This window comes from Pseudomonas sp. AC229 (assembly GCF_979254655.1).
In genome coordinates this window covers 158,209-182,006 of record NZ_CEEDHK010000014.1, presented here as the reverse complement: position 1 = coordinate 182,006, position 23,798 = coordinate 158,209, and the positions used below count along the sequence as shown (strand labels likewise).

General features: G+C 58.6%; 23 protein-coding genes, 1 tRNA gene and 1 pseudogene. 8 read left to right on the top strand and 17 right to left on the bottom strand.

The features are described 5' to 3' along the window. Positions 1-126: 126 nt before the first annotated feature. From AC0IW7_RS19650 to AC0IW7_RS19625, 6 genes are all read right to left on the bottom strand, one after another. Complete coding sequence (locus AC0IW7_RS19650; protein ID WP_122495679.1) at positions 127-1,224, bottom strand: FUSC family protein; 1,098 nt, start codon at positions 1,222-1,224, stop codon at positions 127-129. Between the two features lie 34 nt (positions 1,225-1,258). Then, complete coding sequence (locus tag AC0IW7_RS19645) at positions 1,259-2,590, bottom strand: deoxyguanosinetriphosphate triphosphohydrolase (protein ID WP_122495681.1); 1,332 nt, start codon at positions 2,588-2,590, stop codon at positions 1,259-1,261. 200 nt (positions 2,591-2,790) lie between these two features. Then, positions 2,791-3,954, bottom strand: coding sequence for an EAL domain-containing protein (locus AC0IW7_RS19640; protein WP_471820255.1), 1,164 nt, complete (start codon positions 3,952-3,954; stop codon positions 2,791-2,793). 131 nt (positions 3,955-4,085) lie between these two features. Next, a complete protein-coding gene (locus tag AC0IW7_RS19635; protein ID WP_463382868.1) occupies positions 4,086-4,394 on the bottom strand; it encodes a hypothetical protein in 309 nt (102 codons plus the stop codon). Beyond that, positions 4,391-4,789 (bottom strand): phage holin family protein, encoded by a 399-nt coding sequence (locus AC0IW7_RS19630; protein ID WP_463382867.1) that lies wholly within the window; start codon positions 4,787-4,789, stop codon positions 4,391-4,393. The genes AC0IW7_RS19635 and AC0IW7_RS19630 overlap by 4 nt, the downstream gene beginning before the upstream one ends. A gap of 2 nt (positions 4,790-4,791) precedes the next feature. After that, entirely contained in the window at positions 4,792-5,106 is a 315-nt protein-coding gene (locus tag AC0IW7_RS19625; protein WP_122495688.1) for a DUF883 family protein, read from the bottom strand. A gap of 387 nt (positions 5,107-5,493) precedes the next feature. On the opposite strand from AC0IW7_RS19625, the gene AC0IW7_RS19620 reads away from it, so the two are divergent. Next, positions 5,494-6,702: an ammonium transporter gene (locus tag AC0IW7_RS19620; protein WP_471820253.1), complete on the top strand. Its 1,209-nt coding sequence runs from the start codon at positions 5,494-5,496 to the stop codon at positions 6,700-6,702. A 183-nt stretch (positions 6,703-6,885) separates the two neighbouring features. Here AC0IW7_RS19620 and AC0IW7_RS19615 read toward each other — a convergent pair whose 3' ends face one another. The 3 genes and pseudogenes from AC0IW7_RS19615 to AC0IW7_RS19605 form a co-directional block, all read right to left on the bottom strand. After that, entirely contained in the window at positions 6,886-7,500 is a 615-nt protein-coding gene (locus AC0IW7_RS19615) for a hypothetical protein (protein ID WP_471820252.1), read from the bottom strand. A gap of 7 nt (positions 7,501-7,507) precedes the next feature. Continuing rightward, positions 7,508-8,242, bottom strand: coding sequence for a methyl-accepting chemotaxis protein (locus AC0IW7_RS19610; protein WP_463384704.1), 735 nt, complete (start codon positions 8,240-8,242; stop codon positions 7,508-7,510). Positions 8,243-8,365: 123 nt separating this feature from the next. After that, a pseudogene (locus tag AC0IW7_RS19605) lies at positions 8,366-9,052 on the bottom strand (cache domain-containing protein); the annotation flags it as partial. A 386-nt stretch (positions 9,053-9,438) separates the two neighbouring features. Between AC0IW7_RS19605 and AC0IW7_RS19600 the strand changes: the two are divergent. The 5 genes from AC0IW7_RS19600 to AC0IW7_RS19580 all read left to right on the top strand — a co-directional run bounded on the left by AC0IW7_RS19600 (position 9,439) and on the right by AC0IW7_RS19580 (position 14,221). Beyond that, the gene (locus AC0IW7_RS19600; RefSeq protein ID WP_122495694.1) at positions 9,439-10,269 is read left to right on the top strand and encodes an undecaprenyl-diphosphate phosphatase; all 831 of its coding nucleotides are present in this window, start codon (positions 9,439-9,441) and stop codon (positions 10,267-10,269) included. A 3-nt stretch (positions 10,270-10,272) separates the two neighbouring features. Then, a complete protein-coding gene (locus AC0IW7_RS19595; protein ID WP_471820251.1) occupies positions 10,273-11,097 on the top strand; it encodes an AraC family transcriptional regulator in 825 nt (274 codons plus the stop codon). A 93-nt stretch (positions 11,098-11,190) separates the two neighbouring features. Further along, entirely contained in the window at positions 11,191-12,600 is a 1,410-nt protein-coding gene (locus tag AC0IW7_RS19590; RefSeq protein ID WP_471820250.1) for an NAD(P)/FAD-dependent oxidoreductase, read from the top strand. Between the two features lie 161 nt (positions 12,601-12,761). Further along, positions 12,762-13,106 (top strand): cupin domain-containing protein, encoded by a 345-nt coding sequence (locus tag AC0IW7_RS19585; protein WP_471820248.1) that lies wholly within the window; start codon positions 12,762-12,764, stop codon positions 13,104-13,106. 41 nt (positions 13,107-13,147) lie between these two features. Next, the gene (locus AC0IW7_RS19580) at positions 13,148-14,221 is read left to right on the top strand and encodes a polyamine ABC transporter substrate-binding protein (protein WP_471820247.1); all 1,074 of its coding nucleotides are present in this window, start codon (positions 13,148-13,150) and stop codon (positions 14,219-14,221) included. Between the two features lie 99 nt (positions 14,222-14,320). On the opposite strand, the gene AC0IW7_RS19575 is transcribed toward AC0IW7_RS19580, so the two are convergent. The 3 genes from AC0IW7_RS19575 to AC0IW7_RS19565 form a co-directional block, all read right to left on the bottom strand. Next, on the bottom strand, positions 14,321-15,292 hold the full coding sequence (locus tag AC0IW7_RS19575) for a magnesium and cobalt transport protein CorA (RefSeq protein ID WP_471820246.1): 972 nt from the start codon (positions 15,290-15,292) through the stop codon (positions 14,321-14,323). 231 nt (positions 15,293-15,523) lie between these two features. Then, on the bottom strand, positions 15,524-16,276 hold the full coding sequence (locus AC0IW7_RS19570; protein WP_463382863.1) for a 1-acylglycerol-3-phosphate O-acyltransferase: 753 nt from the start codon (positions 16,274-16,276) through the stop codon (positions 15,524-15,526). Between the two features lie 164 nt (positions 16,277-16,440). Continuing rightward, the gene (locus tag AC0IW7_RS19565; protein WP_471820244.1) at positions 16,441-17,130 is read right to left on the bottom strand and encodes a crotonase/enoyl-CoA hydratase family protein; all 690 of its coding nucleotides are present in this window, start codon (positions 17,128-17,130) and stop codon (positions 16,441-16,443) included. A gap of 245 nt (positions 17,131-17,375) precedes the next feature. Between AC0IW7_RS19565 and AC0IW7_RS19560 the strand changes: the two genes are divergently transcribed. Further along, positions 17,376-17,465 (top strand) — tRNA-Ser (locus tag AC0IW7_RS19560). Positions 17,466-17,633: 168 nt separating this feature from the next. Continuing rightward, positions 17,634-18,278 (top strand): PIN domain-containing protein, encoded by a 645-nt coding sequence (locus AC0IW7_RS19555; RefSeq protein WP_471820243.1) that lies wholly within the window; start codon positions 17,634-17,636, stop codon positions 18,276-18,278. Here the strand turns inward: AC0IW7_RS19555 and AC0IW7_RS19550 are convergent. The 5 genes from AC0IW7_RS19550 to AC0IW7_RS19530 all read right to left on the bottom strand — a co-directional run bounded on the left by AC0IW7_RS19550 (position 18,261) and on the right by AC0IW7_RS19530 (position 23,677). Further along, a complete protein-coding gene (locus tag AC0IW7_RS19550; protein ID WP_471820241.1) occupies positions 18,261-19,250 on the bottom strand; it encodes a phage integrase in 990 nt (329 codons plus the stop codon). The genes AC0IW7_RS19555 and AC0IW7_RS19550 overlap by 18 nt on opposite strands. Then, positions 19,250-20,527: a hypothetical protein gene (locus AC0IW7_RS19545; protein WP_471820240.1), complete on the bottom strand. Its 1,278-nt coding sequence runs from the start codon at positions 20,525-20,527 to the stop codon at positions 19,250-19,252. Before AC0IW7_RS19545 ends, AC0IW7_RS19550 begins: the two co-directional genes overlap by 1 nt. Positions 20,528-20,649: 122 nt before the next feature. Further along, positions 20,650-21,951 carry a zonular occludens toxin domain-containing protein gene (locus AC0IW7_RS19540; protein ID WP_471820239.1) on the bottom strand — a complete coding sequence of 434 codons (1,302 nt, stop codon included), beginning with the start codon at positions 21,949-21,951 and terminating at the stop codon, positions 20,650-20,652. 2 nt (positions 21,952-21,953) lie between these two features. Continuing rightward, positions 21,954-22,310 carry a DUF2523 family protein gene (locus tag AC0IW7_RS19535; RefSeq protein ID WP_463551427.1) on the bottom strand — a complete coding sequence of 119 codons (357 nt, stop codon included), beginning with the start codon at positions 22,308-22,310 and terminating at the stop codon, positions 21,954-21,956. A gap of 2 nt (positions 22,311-22,312) precedes the next feature. Next, on the bottom strand, positions 22,313-23,677 hold the full coding sequence (locus AC0IW7_RS19530; protein ID WP_471820238.1) for a hypothetical protein: 1,365 nt from the start codon (positions 23,675-23,677) through the stop codon (positions 22,313-22,315). Between the last annotated feature and the right edge of the window lie 121 nt (positions 23,678-23,798).

Genomic DNA, 23,798 nt, shown 5'->3' with positions numbered 1-23,798 from the left:
AACAGCGCAGAGGGAAATCTCTTGCTCCGATTGTTCGCGGGCATCGCTGCGCTCAACCCCGTACCGAAGCAAGAGGCAAGCATAGTGAACGGATGGCTTTTCTGCCGGGGCAAAAGCGTGCGTACGTCACTCTTGCGAAGAGGGCGTGACGGTAACGGGCGCAGGCTCCGGCTGGTTGCTCTGACGGCGGTTGAGGTATTGGTTCAGGTAATGCCGAACCCAATGCATCAGCAACGCCACAGACAGGGCGATTGCCACGCCGGTCAAGGTGTTGAGCACCCGCACCTGACCCAAGTGCCAGTCATGGGAAAGGCTTTCAGTGAGCAGCAGGAAACACAGCGTGGTTTGCAGCACGAACAGCCCGTAGTGATGGGCCTGAAAGGCACGACTCATGGCGATTAAGGGCAGCATCACCGCCACCATCACCGGCGGGCTTTGCAGGCTGTGGCCAAAGTAAATCAGCAGCGACGCGGCGCAAAAACTGGCCAGGCTCGCCTGCAGCGCGCGCACCAGGCTGCCCTGGAATTCGAGCTGCAAGGTGGCGATAACGGTAATGGTCAGCCAGTAGCCGCGCGGCAGGTCGGCCAGTTCAACGGTCAGGCCGGCCAGGGCGAACGCCAGGGTGCAACTGAAGGCGTGCAGCAGCCATTGACGGCGCGGTTGACGTTTGGCGTGGCGGCGCAGCACTTTCAAAATGCCGACCAGGCGCGGCATCCGCGGCCACATGCGCAGGCCGTGCACGCCACGCAGGGCGAAGGCCAGCAAGGTCACCCAAAGGCCGCCAAGAATAAACAGCATGCCGACGGCGTAGGGATTGGTCAGGTTGCCGACCCCGTGCTGGCCTTGGCCCAGGCACAGGCAGATGGCCAAACCGATGCCAAGCTTGCCGGCCTCGGCGCCGAAGCGTTGCAGCCAGGCCAGCAAGAAACCGAACAGGGCAAACAAGCCGAGGCTGATGAAGGGGTGATCCGCGCCCCAAAAACCCAGGCCGGCGCTCCACGCCCCGAGGCCGATCAGCAGCAACATGCGCAACATGCCAAAGCGGTGCAGCGGGTTGGCCTTGGCCGCTTGAAAGGCCCCCACGGCAGCCCACAGGAAACCAGGGTGACCGCTGAACAAGCCAAGAATCAGCGGCAACGCGCAGCCGAGCATCGCCACCATGGCGGGGCCCCAGGCGGGCGGGCCGGATTGCCAACTGAACAGTTGCCGCAAGAGCGTGGGCATAAGCGTTTCTATTCCAGAGCGTTCAACATTCCCATTACACCGGGCTGGAGCGCCCGGTCATTTCCGCTGCCATTTCGGTGGCATAGCTGTCGGTCATGCCGGCGATGAAGTCGATCATGCGCAGGAACGAGCGATGCAGCGTCCAGTCCGCCTTGGGCGCGTTGTAACCCAGCAGGTCGAGAATGCGTTGGTTTTTAAACGACAGGCTTTCGCCGCTGTGCAGTTCGAGGGCCGCACCGCAGAAATTGTTCAGCAGAATTTCCAACGTGGTGTACGCGCCGATCTCGTGCAGGGTTTTGCGCTTGTCCTGGAAAATTTTCTCCCGCGCCATGTTTTTCGCCCCGAGCACGCAGCGCTTGGCGGCGCCGTGCATGTGTTCCACCAAGTCGCCGTGCAACGTGCCGGCGAGCAGGGCGTCTTGCTGCTCGACGAAAGCCTGGGCGGCGGCGTTGGTCAGGTGTTCGATGGCCTTACCGCGCAGAATCGCCAGCTTGCGCCGCTGCGAGTCATGGGGGCCGAGCAGGCGATAGGTTTCCGGCAGGTCGTCGCCGACCAGGCCAAGCAACACCGATTCCACTTCGGGGTAATCAAGCAGCTCCATTTCCAGGCCGTCTTCCAGGTCGATCAGGCCGTAGCAAATGTCGTCGGCCGCTTCCATCAGATACACCAGCGGATGGCGCGCCCAACGCTCGTGTTCCAGCTGCGGCAAGCCGAGCTTGGCGGCGATTTGCTCCAGCAACGGCAACTCGCTGCGGTAGCAACCGAATTTGTGTTTTTTGTAGCCCAGCGCTTCGGCGTGCGTCGAGGTCCAGGGGTATTTGAGGTAGGTGCCGAGGGTGGCGTAAGTCAGCCGAGTGCCGCCGTCAAACTGGTGGTATTCCAGCTGCGTGAGCACACGAAAACCTTGGGCGTTGCCTTCGAAATGCAGGAAGTCCTGGCGTTCAACCTCGCTCATGCCATCAAGCCAGCCGCGCCCGGCGGCCTGTTGGAACCAGTGCCGAATGGCATCTTCACCGGAGTGGCCGTACGGCGGATTGCCGATGTCATGGGCCAGGCACGCCGACTGCACGATCATGCCCAGGTCGTTCGGTTCGCACCAATCCGGCAGGGCATCGCGCAGCATTTCACCCACGCGCATACCCAGCGAGCGGCCCACGCAGCTGACCTCCAGCGAGTGCGTCAGGCGGGTGTGTATGTGGTCGTTGCTGGACACCGGATGCACCTGGGTTTTGCGGCCCAGCCGGCGAAAGGCGCCGGAGAAGATGATGCGGTCGTGATCTTTATGAAAGGGGCTGCGACCCAACTCGGTGGCGCTGTAAGTGGGCTTGCCGAGTCGTTCGCGGTTGAGCAGTGTGTGCCAGTCCAAGGCCTGTCCTCGCCGTTCAGTGGCTGATGGCGCCTAGCTTCCCGGTTCCGGGGGTTGGCTGCAAGTGATGGTGAAGAGCTTGAGGGCCAGCCCCTCTCCCTAACCCTCTCCCCGAGGGGCGAGGGGACCGAACGTCGTTTGGCTCCCCTCTCCCGTTTACGGGAGAGGGGCTGGGGGAGAGGGCTAGCGGCGTGCGCGGTTTACAAACCCGCCACATCAATATCCAACAGCAACAACCGCTGGCCGTTGTCGATAAATTGCCCGGCCGTGAGGCAGTACTGGTTGCTCGTAGCGTCGCGGTAGGTGGATGACAGAATCAGCCGACGTTCATCCCAGCCTTCGGCCAGCAATTGATAGAAGTAAGGGCGCCATGACCAGTTATGGCCGAGGTAGCGTCCGTCTTCGCGCCAGCCAGTGCCGGTCCATTCCAGGTTCGACGTGAGTTGGGTGCCGTTGGGGTCGCATTGGTACACGCGCAGCAGCCATGGGTAATCGGCCGGTGCGGGCAGGGCGCTCAAGGGCGCATCTGCCTCGGCCCAGGCTTTGAAACTGTTCATTAATCCGCTGAGTTGTTGGCGCAGGGAAACCAGGCGTGCGCGCTCCGATAACTTGTTGCGCACGTAACGGTTGCGCAGCTCGGCGAAGCGCTCAACAAACGCATCGGCGGGAAAGAACTCGCGCTCGGGCTTGGCGAACAAATAGCCCTGCACATAGCGCGAACCGCATTCCAGGGCGAAGTCCAGTTCGGCTTCGGTTTCCACGCCTTCGGCGATGATCCAGCAGCCGGTTTTTTCCGCCATTTGCGCCAGCGCCTTGACCACTTCACTGCTCGGTCCGCCGCGCGCGGCCTCCTGAAACAGGCGCATGTCGAGCTTGAGAATGTCGGGCTGCAAGGCCAGCACGCGGTCGAGCTGCGAGTAGCCAGCGCCAAAGTCGTCGATGGCAATACGTGCGCCCGCTTCGCGGTAGCGCGCCACCACTTCTGGCAGACGCAAACTGCCGCCGCCCAGTTCGGTAATTTCAAAGACGATGCGCTCGGGGGAGACGCCGTATTTTTCCAGTTGCTTCAAGCTGGGCAGCGGCTGGTTCGGGCGCAGGCGGCCAATCCAGCGCGGCGAAATATTGATGCTGAGAAACCAGTCAGCCGGGGCGCCATGAAAGCGCTGCAACGCGTCGGCACGAATTTCACGGTCGAGGCGGCGCAGGGCGGCCATGGGGAATTTGGGGTCAGCGAATAAAGGCCCTACCGACGCCAGGCGGCCGTCGTCTTGCTGCAGGCGGCCCAGCGCTTCGATACCGGCGATACGCCCGGTGGCGGTATCTATAAACGGCTGGAAGCAGGCAAGCGGTTGCCCGTCGATCACAGTCACATCCTTAGTAGCGGTTGGCAGTTCAGCCCGCACACGGCAAGGCGATGAACAGCGCCGTTGCTGTTCATCACGTTGCGTTTGCAAGAAAGTGGCCAGTTGTAGGACAGCGCCCTACATGGGCCGGATCAGACCTGTTTGCGGTTCTTCAGCGCAACGGCAACCAGCGGATAAAGGCCCAGGCCGATTTTCAGCCAGCGGCTGAGTTTTTTGCTTTTGCCGCCGAAAAAGCCCAGCAACGAAACCCCGGCCATGCCCCACAACGGCGCACGGCTAGTACTCAGGCTGCTTTGCCAACTGCTGGCGGTGCCACGCATTTTGCGCAGCGGGTGCAGCAGTTGCTGGGTTTCGTGGCGCAGTTCGTGGCGGTGCATTTCCATGCGCAAACGAACCAGCTGTTTGCGCAATTCCTGGCGGGTAGGTTTGGCAGGATTCATGGCATCAGGCGCTCACGGTCACGGGCCAGCTCTTCGAGCGTGGCGCTGAAAGGGGACGATTCGTCGGTGACTGCCGCGCGCAGGCGCAAACCGCAAAACAGCGCTGCCAAGGCGTAGAACGCACACAAGCCGATAATGCCCGTGAGACGGTAGCTGTCCCACACCAGAATCAGCACCAGCGCCGACAACCCCAGCAATAGCAGCAGGGCGAAAACCAGGGCCAAGCCGGCGAACAACAGCATGTTCAGGCTGCGGCTTTTTTGCTCTTGCAGCTCAATGCCGAATAGTTCGACGTGGCTGTGCAACAAGCCCAAAAACGCCGCGCCCAGTCGCTTGGGCGATGGGCCGACGCCTTGCAGCGGAGGTGGGGGTAGGGATTCCATTCCGTCACTCATGATCAGCGACGGGTAGCCAGCAGGCCAAGCAGGAAGCCGATGCCGGCGCTGATGCCGACGGCCTGCCAAGGGTTTTGCTGAACGTAGGCTTCGGTCGAAGCCAAGGCTTCTTCAGCCCGCTCACGCACGGTGTACTCGGTGAGTTGCAGGGTGTCACGGGCGCGCTTGAGGCTGTCGTGAATGCTCAAGCGCAATTCGTCTGCTTCGGCGCCGGCCAGGCTGGCGGTGTGTTCGAGCAGCTTCTCGGTGTCTGCGATCAGGGCTTGGAATTCGGCGACAAGCTCTTCCTGAGCACGTTCATTGGCCTTGCTAACCATAGTGGTTCTCCGTGGTGGGGTCGGTGAGTGTAGGTCTTTGGGTTTCGAGTTGCCGCTCCGATGGATGGTTCCATCTAATAACGGCCGCCGCGCGCTCGCTGGCAGGCCTCTGCAGCTGGTATAGCGCTTGCATTGTGCTGGTGCGCAACGCCCAGCAATTGCGCCGTAATCGCGCATTTTCTGCGTTAACCCAGGTGGCAACAGTGTTGCTCAACCGAATGAAAAATAAAGAAAAGAACTGATCGCTCACGTTATCTGCCCGTTTCCCTGGTTCTAAATCGGTTCGCTCGCTTGAGCAGAACTGGTGCGCTGTGGCGTCATCATGGTGCGTGCGGGTGGTGCGTTGAGCCGCTTTGGTGCTTTTTCGCTGCCGGAGTCGCTTCATCGATGGAAAACCTTAACAGCGCCGTGCAAACCCTGATCCACGGTTCCAACACGGTCTTCATTCTGCTTGGCGCCGTCATGGTGCTGGCCATGCATGCCGGCTTCGCGTTCCTGGAAGTTGGCACAGTCCGGCAAAAGAACCAAGTGAACGCCTTGTCGAAGATCATCTCCGACTTCGCCATGTCGGCGCTGGCCTATTTCTTTGTTGGCTACTGGGTGGCGTATGGCGTGACCTTTCTGGTGCCGACGGCTGAGCTGACTGCCGACCACGGCTACGCGTTGGTGAAGTTCTTTTTCCTGTTGACCTTCGCCGCCGCCATTCCAGCGATCATTTCCGGCGGCATTGCCGAGCGCGCCAAGTTCGGCCCGCAGCTGTGCGCGACCTTGCTGATTGTGGCGTTTATTTACCCATTTTTCGAAGGGCTGATCTGGAACGGCAACTTCGGCTTTCAGGCGTGGCTGGCCGAGCGCTTTGGCGCCAGCTTCCACGACTTCGCAGGCTCGGTGGTGGTTCACGCCATGGGCGGTTGGCTGGCCCTGGGTGCGGTGCTGTTGCTGGGTAGCCGTAACGGGCGCTATCGCGACGGCAAGCTGGTGGCGTTCGCGCCGTCCAACATTCCGTTTCTGGCGTTGGGCTCGTGGATTCTCATCGTCGGCTGGTTCGGCTTTAACGTCATGAGCGCGCAAACCATGGAGGGCGTCAGCGGCCTGGTGGCGGTGAACTCGCTGATGGCCATGGTCGGCGGCACCGTGGCGGCGCTGTTTGTCGGCCGCAATGACCCGGGCTTCCTGCACAACGGCCCGCTTGCCGGCTTGGTGGCGATTTGCGCTGGCTCGGACCTGATGCACCCGGTGGGCGCGCTGGTAACCGGCTTGGTGGCCGGGGCTTTATTCGTTTGGGCGTTTACCGCCACCCAAGTGAAGTGGCGCATCGACGATGTGCTCGGGGTATGGCCGCTGCACGGCTTATGCGGCGTATGGGGCGGCATCGCTTGCGGCATTTTTGGTCAGCAGATGCTGGGCGGGCTGGGTGGTGTGAGTTTGGTTAGTCAGCTAATTGGCACCGGGCTCGGCGTAGTGGTGGCGCTGCTGGGTGGTTTGCTGGTGTATGGCGTGTTGAAGGCCACCAGCGGAATTCGCTTGAATCAGGAAGACGAGTATTACGGGGCGGATTTGTCGATTCACAAGATTGGGGCGGTGAGTCAGGACTGAAAGACGGTTTTCTTTCGATTCTTCGGCCCTCGACTGGAACGTAGATCGTCGGCCGAGCCGAAATTCTGGACCCCCGCCTTCGCGGGGGTGACGGGTGTCGGGAGTGACGGGGGTGTCGGGGTTACGCAGGTGGCCGGGGTGATGGGCTCGGGCGCGTGGGGGCGCGGTTGTTGATCGCGCTCCTCAACACACCAAACTATCCGCCTGCCGATACAGCATCAGCATCTTGCGGGTGATGGTCTGGTGGATGTCGTCGCGCTCGAAGGTGGACAAGTGGGTGAGCTTGTTCACTTGCAAGCGGTGCAGGTGGATGTAGGGCATCTGCTGGTCGAACTCGCGCAGGTCGCCTTTCATCATGATCGGCAGGAACACATCGCCGAGCTTCTTTTGGCTGTTGATGATCTGCGCCAGTGCCGGCTTGAACGGCATGGTCTTCGGCGTGCGGCCGTCGTCTTTCATTTCGGTGCTCAGCAGCAGCCCCGGTTTGCCGACCAATACGCCGGGCAATACGCACAGCCCGGTTTTGCGCACGGCCGCCGCGTCGATGCCGTGCAGCGTGTCGTGGAATGCATAGGCGTTGGGCAGCACCACCATTTTGCGCCCCAGGTCGGTGGGGAAGTGCAGGGTGTAGTTGGTGTAGAGCTGGCGCACCGATTCGGAATACACGCAGAAGCGGTTCTCGAACAGCCGGATAAAACGCTCGGCCAGCTCACGCCGGGCCATGCTTTCCATATCCCAGATCAGGTCCTGGTTTTCCGGCTGTTGGAGGTTGATCTCCTGGTGTTCCATGCTGGTCATGCAGTCCTCATACGCGGAATTGGCGCAGTAGCCGGTTCAACTCATCGGCCAGTTGATTCAGGTGTTGGCTGGCGCTGCTCGATTGCTCGGCGGCCATTGCCGTGTTGTGGGCCAGGCTGGCGGCGTCGGTGACGTTCTGATTGATGTCTTCAACCACATGCGCCTGTTGCAACGTAGCACTGGCGATCGAGGCGTTCAGGCTGGTCAGGTTGCGTAACGACTGGCTGATCTGGTTAAGGCTTTCCCCGGCCTGGCGCGCTTGGTCGACGGTCAGTTGCGAGGCTTTGCTGCTTTCGTTGATGACGTTTACCGCCGCCTGCGAGTTGCTTTGCAGGCGCTCGATCATCCCTTGGATTTCGGCCGTCGACTTCTGCGTGCGTTGGGCCAGTAAGCGAACTTCATCGGCAACTACCGCGAACCCCCGACCTTGCTCACCCGCCCGCGCGGCTTCGATGGCGGCGTTAAGGGCGAGGAGGTTGGTTTGTTCGGCGATGGAGCGTATCACTTCCAGAACGCCGCCGATCTGGGTTGTTTCCTGGGCTAAGGATTGGATCACTTCAACGGCTTCATTAATGGTGCCCGAGAGTTTGTTCACCTGTTGCAGGCTGCGCTCGATGTTGGCCTGGCCTTGCTGGGCATTGGCCTCGGCGCCTTGCACTTCGCCGGAGGCTTGCTCGGCATTCTTGGCCACATCCTGCACGCCATAGGTGACCTCGTTGATGGCGGTGGCCACCTGTTCCATTTGCATGGCTTGTTGCTGCGCATCTTGCTGCGATTGCGTGGCGACGCTGCCCAGGGTGTCGGCGGACTGATTGAGTGCCGTCGCGGCTTGCAGCATCTGGCTGATCACGGTGCGCAGTTTGTTGGTGAAGGTATTGAAGTGCTTGGCCAGGTCTGCCAGTTCGTCGTCGCCATCGCTGGTCAGCGAGCGGGTCAGGTCGCCTTCGCCGCTGGCGATGTTGGCCATGGCGCTGACCACTTCGTTGAGCGGTCGGGTAATGCTGCGGCTGATGTACAGCACCACCAGCGCCATGATGATGGCGATGCCCAAGCCCAGCATGGAGGCGCTCATGGCCTGTTCGCGGAATTCGGCCTGCATGTCGTCGCTGTACACGCCGGAACCGACAATCCAGTTCCACGGCTGGAACAGCTGCACATAGGAGATTTTCGGCACCGGCTCACTGGCGCCGGGCTTCGGCCAACGGTATTCGACCATGCCCGAGCCTTTGGCCTTGGCGATGGCGACCATCTCGTTGAAGAGGAATTTGCCGTCGGGGTCTTTCAGGGCGCTGAGATCTTGCCCTTCGAGTTTCGGGTTGGTGGGATGCATGATCATTTTCGGACCCAGATCATTGATCCAGAAATAATCATCTTTGGCGTAGCGCAACCCACGCACGGCTTCCATCGCCTGTTTCTGCGCCTGCTCACGGGTCAGCGTGCCGGCGGTTTCCAGGCCGTAAAAATAAGTCAGTACGCCGGTGGCACTTTGCACAACATGTTGGGTCTTTTGAACCTTGGCCGAGTGCAGGTCGTGGTTGATCTGCTTGAGCATCAACAGGCCAAGGCTGACCAGCATGACCAACGCGACAGCGAGAATGAGCCAAAGCCGACGATGAATCGGTAGTTTGCGCAAGGTTTGCATGGTGCGGAACTCCAACCGTTTTTGTTGTTGTGCTGCCTTGAAAGTAGGCGCTGGTGATGGCTTTGCAACAGTACAGGGGAAATGTAAGTAAAGGCAGCAGCATCGGTAGGAGTTGTCTGCTACATTTCGGCGCCAAAGCGGCATTCCCAAGCGCTTGCAGGTCATTTTTCAGTCGCCGGGACAGGGGGTTTGGCCTGGCGCTGGCTCCGTTTGCTAGCGTGGTTTTTTCTGCCGACACTTTTTCGTCGACAACAATTTTGAGGGCGGTGCGGGGCACTGCCGATGGGGGAAGTTGCATGGATCTTTGGAGCGCTGCGCAGGCGTTGATTTTGGGGATTGTTGAGGGGCTTACCGAGTTCCTGCCGATTTCCAGTACCGGGCACCAGATTATCGTCGCCGACCTGCTGAATTTCGGCGGTGAACGGGCCATGGCGTTCAACATCATTATTCAGCTCGGCGCCATTTTGGCGGTGGTCTGGGAATTCCGTAAAAAGATCTTCGACGTGGTGCTGGGGTTGCCCAAAGACCGCCAAGCACAGCGTTTTACCGGCAACCTGCTGATTGCCTTCTTCCCGGCGGTGATCCTGGGCGTGATTTTCGCCGACCTGATTCACCACTATCTATTCAACCCCATCACCGTGGCGGCCGCGCTGGTGATTGGCGGTGTGATCATGTTGTGGGCCGAGCGCCGCCAACATGTGGTGCACGCCGAAACCGTCGATGAAATGACTTGGAAAGATGCCTTGAAGGTCGGCTTTGCCCAGTGCCTGGCCATGATTCCCGGCACCTCGCGGTCTGGCGCCACGATTATTGGCGGCCTGCTGTTCGGCCTGTCGCGTAAAACTGCGACCGAGTTTTCCTTCTTTCTGGCGATGCCGACCATGGTCGGCGCGGCGGTGTATTCAGGCTACAAGTACCGCGATCTGTTCCAGCAAAGTGATTTGCCGGTGTTTGCCATCGGCTTTGTCACCGCGTTTATCTTCGCCATGATCGCCGTGCGCGGCTTGTTGAAGTTCATCGCCAACCACAGCTATGCGCTGTTCGCTTGGTACCGCATTGCCTTCGGCTTGCTGATTCTGGCGACCTGGCAGTTCGGCCTGATCGACTGGACCGCGGCTCAGCCGTAAGCCATGGCGCGCAGCCCCAACTTCGCCGTATCGCCGACCGAGCGCTTCGACAGCCCGGAACAGACCGATATCACCCGCGACGTGGTGCTGCGCTATCACTACTGCTGGAAATACCGCGACCTCGACGGCGTGATGGCGCTGTATCACCCGGACGTCGAGTACCACGACTTCTTTCAAAACCGTGTGCTGGCGCTGGATGAGCTGCGCGAGTACGTGCTCGCCACCATGCCGCGCGCCCCCGAAGAAGCACTCGAGCACAGCGACCGCATCCGCGTGGACGGCGACACGGCGTTTATTCAGTACCGCATCACCCTGCGCGGTGGCGAAGGGCTGGTGTCGTTTCGCACCAGCGAGGCAATAACGGTGCGCGACGGCCTCATCTGGCAGGTGAACGAATACGCTTCGCTGATGCATGAAACCAGCGGTAGCGACAAGGCGGCGGCAGACAACCGACCCGCCATCAGCCGCCTTGGCCTGTCGGCACGCCAGCTCGGGTTTCTTGCCGATGACTTGCAGCATTATTTTCAGCAGCATCAGCCGTATCTGGATCCCGACCTGAACTTGCAGCATGTCGCCAGCGCTACCGGCTACAGCCGCAACCAGATTTCCTACCTGCTCAACCAAGTGCTTGGACAGAGCTTTTACCGCTATGTAAACCACGCGCGTTTGCAGCACTTGCTGGCCGCTATCGCCAAGGCAGTCGGGCCGGTGCGCATCGATGACCTGGCGTTTGCCGCCGGTTTCAATTCGCTGTCGGCGTTCTACAGCTGCTTCCGCCAGCACACCGGGCTCACGCCCAAGGCCTACCTCAAACAACGCACCAACTGACAAATTTCTTCGCGGGCCCGCGCGCAAGACACGCCGCGAATCTAGCCTCTAGTCTCTGCGCCACTTGATGGCGAACAGTTTCTGGAGCGGTACATGAGCGCGTGGCGCAACGTAAGTCTGTGGATGGATCAGCTCGAAGAGCCGCTGATTCCGCGAGCGCCATTAACCGGCACTGTCGAAGCGGACGTGGCGATTATCGGCGCCGGTTACACGGGCCTGTGGACCGCCTACTACCTCAAACGCCAAGCGCCTGAACTGCGCATTGTGATGGTCGATGCCGAAATATCCGGCTTCGGCGCGTCCGGGCGCAATGGCGGCTGGCTGATGGGCAACATTCTCGGCGAGGACCGTCTGCTGGCAGGATTGTCGCCGGCCGCTCGGCATGAGTCGCTCGAACTGCTGCATCACATTCCGGATGAAGTGGGCCAGGTGCTCGAACGTGAAGGCATCGACTGCGACTACCGCAAGGCCGGCATCCTTTACACCGCCGCCCGTTACCCAGAGCAAGAGACGTCGCTGCGGAGCCAACTGCGCGCCCTGCACGCTAACGGCACCACCGAAGCCGACTACCGCTGGCTGTCAGTCAACGAACTGAACCAGGAACTGCGCGTCGCCAAGCCTTACGGCGCCATCTTCACGCCTCACTGCGCGACCATTCAGCCAGCCAAGCTGGTACGCGGCCTGGCCCGTACGGTTGAGCGCATGGGCGTACAGATATTTGAGCAAAGCCGCGTAAACCAGTGGCAGCCCGGCGTGGTGCGCACCGCGCAAGGCGAAGTGCGCGCGCAGTGGGTGGTGCCGGCGGTGGAAGGTTATTCCGTGACGTTGCCGCCGCTGGGCAACTATCAATTGCCCGTACAAAGCCTGATCGTCGCCACCGCGCCGCTGCCGGCCGCGACCTGGGCGGAAATTGGCCTTGAACGTGGCCAGGCCTTCAGCGAAGCGAGCCGGCAAGTCACTTACGGGCAGCGCACCAAGGACGATCGCCTGGTATTCGGCGCCCGTGGCGGCTACCAATTTGGCGGCAAGCTGCGCCAGGACTCGAGCCTTACGCCAGACGAAGTCGAGCTGCGCCGCTACCTGTTCGGCGAGCTGTTCCCGATGCTGAAGAAAGTGCCGATAACCCATTCGTGGGGCGGCAACCTGGGCATGTCGCGTCGCTTCCATCCGCACATGATCTGCGACCGCAAAAACCAGGTGGCGCTGGCCGGTGGCTACGGCGGCGAAGGCGTGGGCGCGAGCAACCTGGGCGGGCGCACGCTGGCGCAGTTGATCCTCGGCGAAACCAGCGTTTTGACCCGCCAGCCATGGGTGCAAGTCGACAGCAGCATCAAGCACGGCCTGCGCACCTGGGAGCCGGAACCGTGCCGCTGGCTGGGCTACAACGCCATCATCCGCAGCTTCGTCCACGAAGACAAAGTGCTCGCCGACCCCGGCAGCGCACCCTGGCGCCGCCACTTCGCCCAAGGGCTGGCGGGGTTTATGGAAGGGTTTATGAAATAAAGGCCTTTCACCCCTCGCCCGCGTGCGGGAGAGGGGCCGGGGGAGAGGGCCAGGGCGTTACGCAACGTTTTGCCCGGCGCGAATCCGCTCCCTCTCCCTAGCCCTTTCCCGCAAGCGGGAGAGGGGACTGATCACTGTTTAACCGAAGAATGAGTAAACCCATGACCATCACCCACTTCAAAAATACCCCCGCTGCCGTGCTCGAAGAGTCCTTCCCGGTCGCCGTGCCCCTGAGCGAAGTCGTGGCCGTGGCCTCGACCACCTGCGTGGAGCGCGACGACGGCGTGGAAACCGGCATCTGGGAATGCACCCCTGGCGTGTGGCGCCGCCAGATCGTGCAGCAGGAGTTCTGCCACATCATCGCCGGACGTTGCACCTTCACCCCCGATGGCGGTGAGCCCATGGAAATCGGCGCCGGCGACGCGCTGATGATGCCGGCCAATACCGTTGGCGTCTGGGACATCAAAGAGACCGTGCGGAAAACCTACGTGCTTATTTTCAAGTAAGCCGCGCTAACCCCTAAAAACAAAAATACCTGGATAACACCATGCTCAAATTCATCGCTCCGCTCATGCTCGTGGCCTCGGTCAGTCAGGCCGCCGACACAGTCAAGATCTACAACTGGTCCGACTACATCGCGCCAGACACTTTGAAGAACTTCCAGGCCGCCACCGGCATCGCCTCGGTGTATGACGTGTACGACAGCAACGAAACCCTGGACGGGAAGTTGATGACCGGAAAATCCGGTTACGACGTGGTGTTCCCCTCCAACCACTTCATGGCCCGTCAGATTCAGGGCGGCGCGCTGAAGAAACTCGATAAGAGCCAGTTGCCGAACTGGAGCAACCTCAACCCGCTGCTGCTCAAAGCATTGGAAACCAACGACCCGGGCAACCAGTACGGCTTTCCCTACCTGTGGGGCAGCACCGGCATCGGCTACAACGTGGCCAAAGTAAAAGCGGTGCTGGGCGACGTGCCGCTCAATACCTGGGACCTGATTCTCAAGCCCGAGAACATGAAAAAGCTCAGCGAATGCGGCGTGGCGATTCTCGACAACGGCCCTGAAGTGCTGCCGATTACCCTGCATTACCTCGGCTTGCCCCATCACAGCAAAGACCCGGCCGACTACAAAAAGGCCGAAGCCACGCTGATGCAGATTCGTCCGTACGTGCGTTATTTCCACTCGTCCAAGTACGTGACCGATCTGGCCAACGGTGAAATTTGCGTGGCGGTGGGTTTCTCCGGCGACATCATGCAAGCCGCTAACCGTGCGAAAGAAGCCAAAAACGGCGTGGATATCGGCTACGTGATCCCGAAAGAAGGCGCGCCGATGTGGTTCGACATGGTCTCGATGCCAGCCGATGCGCCAGACGAGAAAGCCGCCTACGCGTTCATGAACTACTTGCTCGACCCGAAAGTGATGGCCCCGATCAGCGACTACGTGCGCTACGCCAACGGCAACGAAAAGGCCGATGCGTTGGTGAGCCCGGAGCTTAAAGCTGACACCAAGGTGTACCCGAGCGAAGAAACCATGAAAACGATGTTTGCCCTGGAAGCCATGCCGCTGGCCACCGACCGTATTCGCACGCGGTTGTGGAACAAGATCAAATCGGGCAATTGATGCGCTACGCCTCGCGCGCAACGCGTGAGTGAATACCGGGGCTGAACCGCCTTCTTGCAGCGCCATATGGGCGGTGAGAAGGGGTTCAGCCTCGCTGTTTCAGAGCCAATCCATGCGTTTGAAGTTGGCGAACAGACCAACGCAGCCCACGGTAATGACCGTCATCACCCCGGCGTAACCGTAGTGCCAGGTGAGTTCGGGCATGTATTGAAAGTTCATGCCGTACACGCCGGCAATCGCCGTGGGAAAAGCCAGAATCGCTGCCCAGGCGGCGAATTTTCGCTGGGTAATGCTCTGTCGGGATGACTCCAACAGCAGCCCGATCTCAATGGCGTGATCGGCCATTTCACGCAGACCGGTGAGGTCTTCCATCAAGCGCTGCACATGAATCTGCACGTCACGAAAGTATGGGCGCATGTGCTTGTCGATAAACGGGAAATCAAGCTGCTGCAGCTCTGTGCAGATTTCTACCATTGGCGCGATATAGCGGCGGATGCGCAGCAGGTGCCGACGCATGCGCTGGATGCGTTCGACGTCCTCCTGGCTCAGCGGGTTGCGCAGCACATGCTGTTCCATATCTTCCAGCTTGGCGTTGAACTCTTCCAGACGCGGCCGGTAGTTCTCGATCACAAAACTAAGCAGGGCATACAGCACGAAATCTTCGCCATGCTCGAGCATTATCGGCTGCGCTTCACAGCGTTGTCTGACGCGCGCATAGGACGGGGAATTGCCGTAGCGGCAGCTGATTACATAGCCCTTGCCGGCGAACAGCTGGGTTTCGACGAACACCAGCTTGTCGTCTTCCATAACCGGCGAGTACAGCACCATAAATAGTGCATCGCCGAAGGTTTCCAGCTTGGGTCGGGTGTGCTGCAGCAGGGCGTCTTCGATCGCCAATTCATGCAGGTTGAATTGCTTCTGCAGGTTCAGCAGCTCGGCGCTGCCCGGATCGTGCAGCCCGATCCAAACAAAATGATCGGGCTTGGCCGCCCAGCTTTTGCCCTCGTCGAGCTTGATGTCGGTAACTTTTTTGCCTTGGGAATAAACCGCTGCTGCAACGACGCTTGTCATGGTTGTTATCCGTACGCTCCGGTTTTGAGTGGCGCTGGGCGCCTGGCGCCAAGGGTAATGCATGGCGCGCATGGTGTATCGCTGACGTGTATCGCTGAGGCTATGACAAGCGCAGCGACTAGACGGCTCCGTGCAAAACCTGAAATTTAAGCGCTTGAACGCGGCATCGCCGTAAGCGAGCGTTAATAAAAAACCCGCAGGGCGGGGCTTTTGTTAGCGCGCATCAGGTGCTTAAGGCAGCACAGGTTTGCTGGTGGCCAAGGCGGGCGCCGCTATCTCGCGATCCAGCTCGGCGATGGTCGTCTGCATCTGCTCATGGCATTGCTGCATGAGGGCGGGAATGTCGTCTGCCGTCATGCCTTTGGTGGAAATGCCTGGCAGCGAACGGATGGTCACGCAACCGCTGTTCCAACGATTGAGCTGCATGTGCGTGCTGTACGTGCTCACGCACACGGGAACAATCGGCACGCCAGCGGCGATCGCCATCTGGAACGCGCCTTTCTTGAACGGCAGCAGGCCGTTGCCCAAATTGCGTGTGCCTTCAGGGAAAACCCAGATGGACGTGTCTTTATGCTGAAGGGTCTCGGTGGTCGTCAGCATGGCGTGCTTGGCTTTGGCCGCGTTGCCACGGTCGATCAGCACGTTGCCCGCGAGCCAGTACAGCTGCCCGAAAAACGGCACCCACTTCAGGCTCTTTTTACCAATGCTTACGGTGCGTTTGGGCACCACGGCGCCCAGCACGAACAGATCGTAGTTGGACTGGTGGTTGGCAATGTAGACGCACGACGCCGACTGGTTGCGCAGCGCTTCGGTTTCAGCTTTGAGCTTGAGGCGCAGGATCCACAAGGCGGGGCGTGAATAGAGGCGAGCGCAGAGGCGACTGTTATCAGGGTTAAACGGACGGCACAGGCCAATCAAAATGCCCAACACGCCTGCCAGAACAAAGTGCAGACCCATGAGCAACATGCGCAGAAAGAAAAGCATTGAGACGCCCGTTTCGGAAGAGGTCGCGCAGTGTACGGATGTGCACTATTTTCAGCAATGACCGTTCGTTGGGCGTTTTGTTACAAGCTGCAAGCCAGGCGTTCCGGGGCTTTGCGCCATAAAAAAGCCCGGCTCGATGGCCGGGCTCGTGTGCAAGACTTTGCTTAAACCGCGTGCTTCTTGTCTTCTTCAATCGCCCAGTCCAGGGTTTCCAGCAACGCCTTGCGAACCTTGAGCTTGGTGTTCTTGTGCGCCTTCATATTGATTTTCTTCAACTGCTGCGCGGCGGTAACCGCGGTTGCCATCAACTGCTCGGCGGGGACCACGGTATCAAGGAAGCCGGCATCGACCGCCGTTAGCGGATTGAACATCTCACCATTGATAACCGAACGATGGAACGCCGACTTACGCAAGCGATCGCGCGCCAGCTCAATACCGACGTGGTGCATGGTCATGCCGATCTGCACTTCGTTCAGGCCGATGCTGAACGGCCCTTCGACGCCGATGCGGTAATCGGCAGACAGCAAAATAAACGCGCCCTTGGCAACGGCATGGCCGCCGCAGGCCACGACGATCGGAAACGGATGGGACAACATGCGGCGGGCGAGGGTAGAACCGGCGGCGACCAAGTTAATGGCGTTCTCTGGGCCGGACGTCATCACCTTCAAATCGTACCCACCCGACAAAATGCCCGGCTGGCCCGTGATAATCACCACCGCGCGGTCTTGCTCAGCCCGATCCAGCGCCGCGTTCAACGCCGCTATCACATCGGGAGAAATGGCATTGACCTTGCCATTGCTCAGCGTCAGGGTGGCAATTCCGTCATCAAGTTGGTAACTGATCAGATCGCTCATGGCACAAATCCTTGCTCGGGCAGCTATATAAGGTGGGCAGACGTTACCGAGGCGCAGACGGCAGGTAAAGCGCTAAGGCTGACCGTACGGTCGCGCCGGGCTTCGCTCGAACCGACGCACTTGAGCTACGTGCACCAAGCACCACCTTCGCTTAACCGCATGAATCCGTTAAAAAAACTTTGCCTTTAGCGAACGCTTCGGCTAGATTAGCGCGCCTCGACAGACCTAACCCGTCGTCGAGACACGGTGAAGTGTCCGAGTGGCTTAAGGAGCACGCCTGGAAAGTGTGTATACGAGAAATCGTATCGAGAGTTCGAATCTCTCCTTCACCGCCATATTGAAACGCCTAAGGCCCTGAAAACTGAGAAGTTTTCGGGGCTTTTTGCTTTCTGGCATTACTAGGTGTCGAAGATGTGTCGAAACGACTGAGCGACGGCACTTCCTAACGCAGACCAACCTGGCTATAGAATGAGGCACCTCAAGGAAGAATTGCCGGAGTAAGGATGCGCACAAACTACGTCTTGGTCGATTACGAGAACCTGCAGATATCTTCTGTAGATATGCTCCTTGCCGAGCATTTCAGGCTGCTGATGTTCTTGGGCCCGAACAATACAAAGCTTCCTACAGACCTCGTAGTTGGTATTCAAAAACTTCACGCTCGAGCCGAGTATTTCCAGCTAGTCACCCCTGGACATAACGCGCTCGACTTTCAGCTGACCTTCTACCTCGGAACTCTTACGGCGAAAGACGCGAGCGCGTATTTCCATATCATTTCTCGCGATAAAGGCTTCGATCCGCTGATTCGACATCTGAGGACGCAGGGCATTTCCATTACTCGCTCTGAAACGATTGAAGACATGCCCTGCTTCAAACCCTTAGAAATTACGCCGGCTGCAAAACCTACCGTCGTGCCTATTCAGAGCACAGGAAGCGGAGCTGACTTGATCAAACTAGTGGTTTCGGACTTGATCAGTAGAAAAGCCTCTAAGCCCAGGACTGTTAAAACTCTGATGAGCACGATTCACGCGAAGGTAGGAAAAAATCGACCCGTCTCGGAAATCAACAGCATTTATAAAGCGTTGAGAGACAAGGGGTACGTTCAGGAGAACGGCACCAAAGTCAGTTATAAACTACCGCAACGGGCTTAGCGGATTCAATTTTAGCGCGTCATGCAAATGGTCCGGGGACAAGTGGGCGTAACGCATAGTCATAGCCAAGCTTGAGTGTCCTAGGATCTTCTGCAATGTGAGTATGTTGCCGCCTCGCATCACGAAGTGACTGGCGAAGGTGTGTCGCAGAACATGCGTGGCTTGGCCAGCAGGTAGCTTGATCGAGGTCGTATCAATCACCCGGCTGAAAGTAAGCATGCAATTGCTGAACAGGCCATGGCGCTTGAAGTGACCATGCAGACTCCCTTCCAGAGCCTTATCTATCGGAATCGTCCGAGTCCGCCGGGATTTCGTATTGGCAAACGTCACCGCACCATTCGCTACCCTGGCCGGTGTCAAAGCCTGAGCCTCCCCCCATCGTGCTCCAGTCGAAAGACAAACCCTAGCAACCAAGCCAATTCCAGGCGTAGTGTCCCGACCATCAAGAGCATCTAGGAGCTCGGATATCTGAGGCAACGACAGGAAGGAGAGGGGGCGTTCCTGCAAGCGAAGCGGGCGAACCTTGGCCAATGGGTTTGGATAGTCGATATCGTCGAGGTGTATCAGCTGGTTGAACATCGACTTGAAGTAGCCGAAGCGATTGTTCAGCGTCTTGCCATGTACGCCCGATTCGATGTGTTGCCGTCGGATTTCACAATACGCATTGCCCGTGAAGGTAACGCCAACGGGGTCTCCAAGATCCTTGGCCAGCGTGGTGAGTATCTGTTTGATGCGCGTACCGTCTGCAAGAGTGTGCCCATGCAGGTCGTGGTAACGGTCAACTAGCTCAGATAGCCGCCGTCGATCCTTGGGTTTTGGAGACCAGCTAGGCGTCTCGATGCACTTCGCTCGACAGGTAGCCTCAAACCTCAGCGCTTCAGCTTTGGTCTTGACCGTCTTACGAAACCGCTTGCCTTTAACGGGTTCAACGTCGACTTTCCATTTGCCGTTTGGCTGTTGCTCGATAGCCATTAAACAGCGCGCCCCCAACGTACGTGACGTTCCTCAAGCAGTGCTTTGATATGCTTGTAGAGGTCGTGCTCGCTCATGTCTTTGGCGGCATAGTGGTCGCAGATGACGGGCCAGCATTCCCACTGTTTGAGGTTATCAAACGCCTTTTTTGCGCCCACCCGTTCCCTTGCCAGCAAGCTGACGAAGTTCCCCACGAACAATTCGACGTTCTTGCCGCTAAAGCCACGGCTGGACTTGTAGTAGCGCTTGTATTCAGTGTCATCGAGCATGGAATCGGCCTCTATCTCTACCTTCACGTCATCACGAATAAGGGTCCAAATCGCTTCATAGCGACCAGGGCGGGACAGCAACTTGAACTGGTGCAAGCCATACCGCCACAGACCGTCCAAGTGCGCAGAGAAAGCCTCAAACGTACGGGTGTCGATGACCGCGCCGGAGTGCAGGTTTACGGAGCCACTGGCGAACTGCTGGATGATGGAGTGGTGGTAGCGCAGTTCGACGCGCCACACGGCTTGCTTGGGGTTGTAGTTGTTCTGGTCGTCGTGGTCGAACGAGTCTCGGCGACGCCAAACGCTTTCCCAATAGTCGAGTTTGTCAGTAGCTCGGGCTTGCTCGGTCTTGTTGTAGATGCAGAGCTGTACGCCACTGGCCGAGCCGAACATCGAGGTTTCGCCACGTCCGTAGATGCTCGATTTCATGTCCCACTGAATTTCATTGATGCCCGAAATATCACGGTGAGTACGAGCACGGCAGTGCATGCGGGCGACCAAATCCTTAGGCGGTTCCCAGCCCTGTAGATCGAGCGCCAGATGGACAGCGCATTGGTTAACCTCAACGTGGGTGAGGAGGGCGTCGGCGTAGTAGTCGAGACGGGCTTGCAGACGTTCAGGCGATAGATTGTCGATGGCGTGGGGCGACACTTCGATTTTCAGATGCGGACCAATCTGGTCGATTTTGGCGTTGAAGTTCTTCACCAGCAAAATCAGACCAAGGTCTGCGTTCTGAAGCTTGTACTGATAGCCCGAGTCTTTCCCAACTCGACCCGAGTGCCAGCGTTGGCCAGCGAAGTCGACCATGGCACCAGGGGTCTCAAACAGGGCCATGATTTCCGGGCGAATCATGCCCTTATACAACTGGCGCACGGTATCGACGCCACAGCGCAGCAAGCGAACACCTGACAGGTCAGTGAACACTGCCGTTTTATCGTCAAAAAAGACTCGGCCGAAAGGCGACTCTTTGAATTTTCGGTCTGCACGAATTTGGTCTTTGACGCTCATTACTTTCACTCCGAATAGCTACGAATCGAAACTGTGCTTACTGGTTTATCTGACGTGTTACAGGGACGTCACGCGGCGGCTCGCTTGCTCTGTACCTAGCCGCGCGCTCGCCGCCTTGCTCCTCAATTCAGAAGCGTCCTAGGCATCCGGCTGTTGTCCGGTATGGCAATCACACGGGTGCCCGAAATCTCGCTCACAGGAGCGTTAGCGTTCGTTTGGTAGGGGTTCGTTTGCGGTGTTGCAGATTGGATGGATTGACCGCGCGCGAGCTGTTGCGCAGGCATTGCGCCCTTGCATACGGCTTGGCCTTCCCATTCCTTGTACTTGATCACCACATAGCACGGGCCGCGATAGCCAAGCTTGTAGCCAATGTCAGCCAGTTCGGTTCCGGTCTGCCGAAATACGCGGCCTTCTTCATCCTCAACGCGGAACATCACTTTGCGGGTGAACTGCCCATCACGTTTGCCTTCGACTACGGCCTCAACATAGATATGCCGACCATCGAACGGGTGCGCTAAGACAGGATCCAGTGGAGCACCAGACCGGCCACCCAGAGAAACAGGCAGTACATCAGCAGCCACGTTACTAATATTTTGAGCAGGCGCAGCAGCAGCCGGAGCAGCTTTTTCAGCGGAGGGAGCAGCAGTTTCTTTGTGGGCGCCAGCAGGGCCGAAATCAATTCCGCCGAGAGAAAATACAGCGACAAAAACGCTGGCAATAAATGCCAAGAGAAAAAGTAATTTAGGTGAGCGGAAAAGGCTCTTACCGGCCGTGGTGTCTTGGGAGACGCCTGTAGCGGTGGATTGGTAGAGCCGGAAGGTGTCGGGCTTGATTCGCTTGTATTCAACGATGGTGCCTTCGGCTGGCGCGCGGTTGAGCTGGGCGTCATGCTGGGCCTCCTTGTAGCGGCCAGATATGCCGATCACGGCAAGGTTTGAGTGCTTGTAGGCCATCTCGCTAGTCATCCGAATGTCGTCGCGGATGTAGCTGATGTTTGGGGTCGTCAGAACAACGTCCCAGTTCCAATGCCGGTGGCGAGTCCAGCCGTCGAGCCAATCCATGGGGCGATCCGCAGCGGCCGCCGCCTCACTACCACCCGGATAGTCGAATTGGGCTAGGTCTTTTTCCCGCCACGCTTTGGGAAAAACCAGCTGGGTTTCGTCAAAGATGATGAATGCGCCCCGCGGTGCCCATTGGAACCAGGAGCGCATCTTTTCCATATCAGCCCGGACTTCTAAGTCGAGGTTGATGATGTCGACAGACTGGGGCACCTCGGGCATCACCTGCAGGACTCTTTCCAAGGTGAAGCCACGAATGTTGGTGATGATTACGCGGCCAGCTTTTAGCGCGCGTACCGCATCGTCTTGGATGGCACCGGAGGTTTTGTAAGAGCCGTTCGGGCCGTGGTGAATTTTGATGGCCATCGTCAGCGACCCATGAACGGCACGAAGCGGAGCATGAAGCGTGTGGATAAAGCGGAGAACAGGATATTCAACGCTTGCGGGATGCCGAAGAAGGAAAGCCCGCTCAACACCTCACCCGGTAAACCGGAATACATCTGCCGAATTTGCTGGGTTACGCCAATGCTGTTAACAACGTCTTGGGCGGCTTCATACGCTACTTGCAAAGCGAAGATTTGCATCTGGATATACGAATACAGCGCGGCCTTGGTTGCGATCGCCATGAAGGTTTTGAGCAGGTCGTAAATACCAGTCGTGAGGAAGTCCCACACGTATTGGAAAAACAGGAAAATCTGGTCAATGGTGCTGCTGATCCATTCCACGGTTAGTCCCTCAAGATGATGAAGCCGGCCAAAATCGTTGCGCAGGCGAGCAGGATGTATTTCAGGTAAATGAGCTGGTCTTCGAAATCGGCAGGGCAGAAATCGAGATTGGTGTTGATGTACGGGCTACGGATGGGGATGTCGTAACAGGGCAGCTTTGCGCCACCCGTGCCGATGTTCAGGTCGAAGACACCGGAAAATAGAGTCGAGTACTGGTTAATCAGGCCATCCAGTTGCTGGCGGCCTGCGTCTATCTTGGCCTGCCACTCCGCTTCCTCTTCGCCGAAGCCTTCGGATGCGTTGCCGACAAGTTGCTTGGTGGGACCGGCGATTTCGTCGTCGCCCTCTTCTTCCTCACCTTCGCCTTCACCCTCACCACTACCGGGCGTGCACTTGGCACCCTTACAGCTAGAGCTAGAGTCGCCTGGCGATCCGTCCGCGTTGGTGTGGTTGTTGTTGGTGGTAGTCGTAGTCGTCGTAGTGCAACTGTTTACGCCGGTGCACTTGGTTTCGGTTTTGGTGGTAGTGGTCTGCGTGTCTTTCGAGCCATCCGGGTTGGAGGTCGTTTTGGTTTCGGTGTCGGTCTTTGTCTTGGTCGATTTGGGCTGTGTAATGACGCAGGTCCAATTGCCATTGACCGTGCCCCACTTGCAGTTTTCGTCGCCGTCTTGCTTAACCTCTTTGGTCTCGGTGCAGTTGTAGACCTTTACCGGCTTGCCATCAGCGGTTGTGCTGTCTGGACCGGCTTCGCACTTGTTCGAGGTTTCGACTTGAGGGGCGGTATCAGCCTTGGTGCAGTCGGACTCAAGATTGCATTCGGTGTAGCCCGCTGGGTTAGCTGCCGTGCATTGATTGCCGGTGTAGTTGCCGTCGTAGTAGTACGTGGTCCGGCCACCAGTAGTTAGCGGGTTGGAGTTCGTATGGTAAGCGACGGAGCAGCCGTTGATGCAAGCCGAGCCGGGGAGCGGCACCGATGCGGCAATGTTGGAAGCCCTGCCGGTTTTTTCGGTACAGGGGTTGTAGGGGACAACGCACTCCCCGGTCTCACCGTTGTATGTTGTGTTAACGGGGCAACCAGTACCCGAGCGAGTTAGTGTCCACCAAGAATCACGAACATCGGTCGGGTCATTTATTTTGACCTGCTTATAAGGGCACCTAAAGCTTGTTTCTGAAACCCTAACAACGCCTGTCGTCGTGTATGTATAAACAGAAGTTGCGGCGTTTGCTTGGGATAACAGGATGGAGCAAACAGCAGCGGGGCTTGAAGAAGACGCGCCGGGCCCCGTCCAAACGTAATCGGCAGCAAATGCTGACGGCAACACGCCCCAGAGAGCAAAAACTAAAATCAAAGACAGCTGTTTTCTCATGCAATAAAAAAGGAGCCTTTCGGCCCCTTTTCCCTCCAGATCAGAAGAACTCGCCGCAGCGGTAACCGGTGATGAAGGCCCCGGCCACGAATGCGCCGAGCCACACTGACCAGAGCATCTG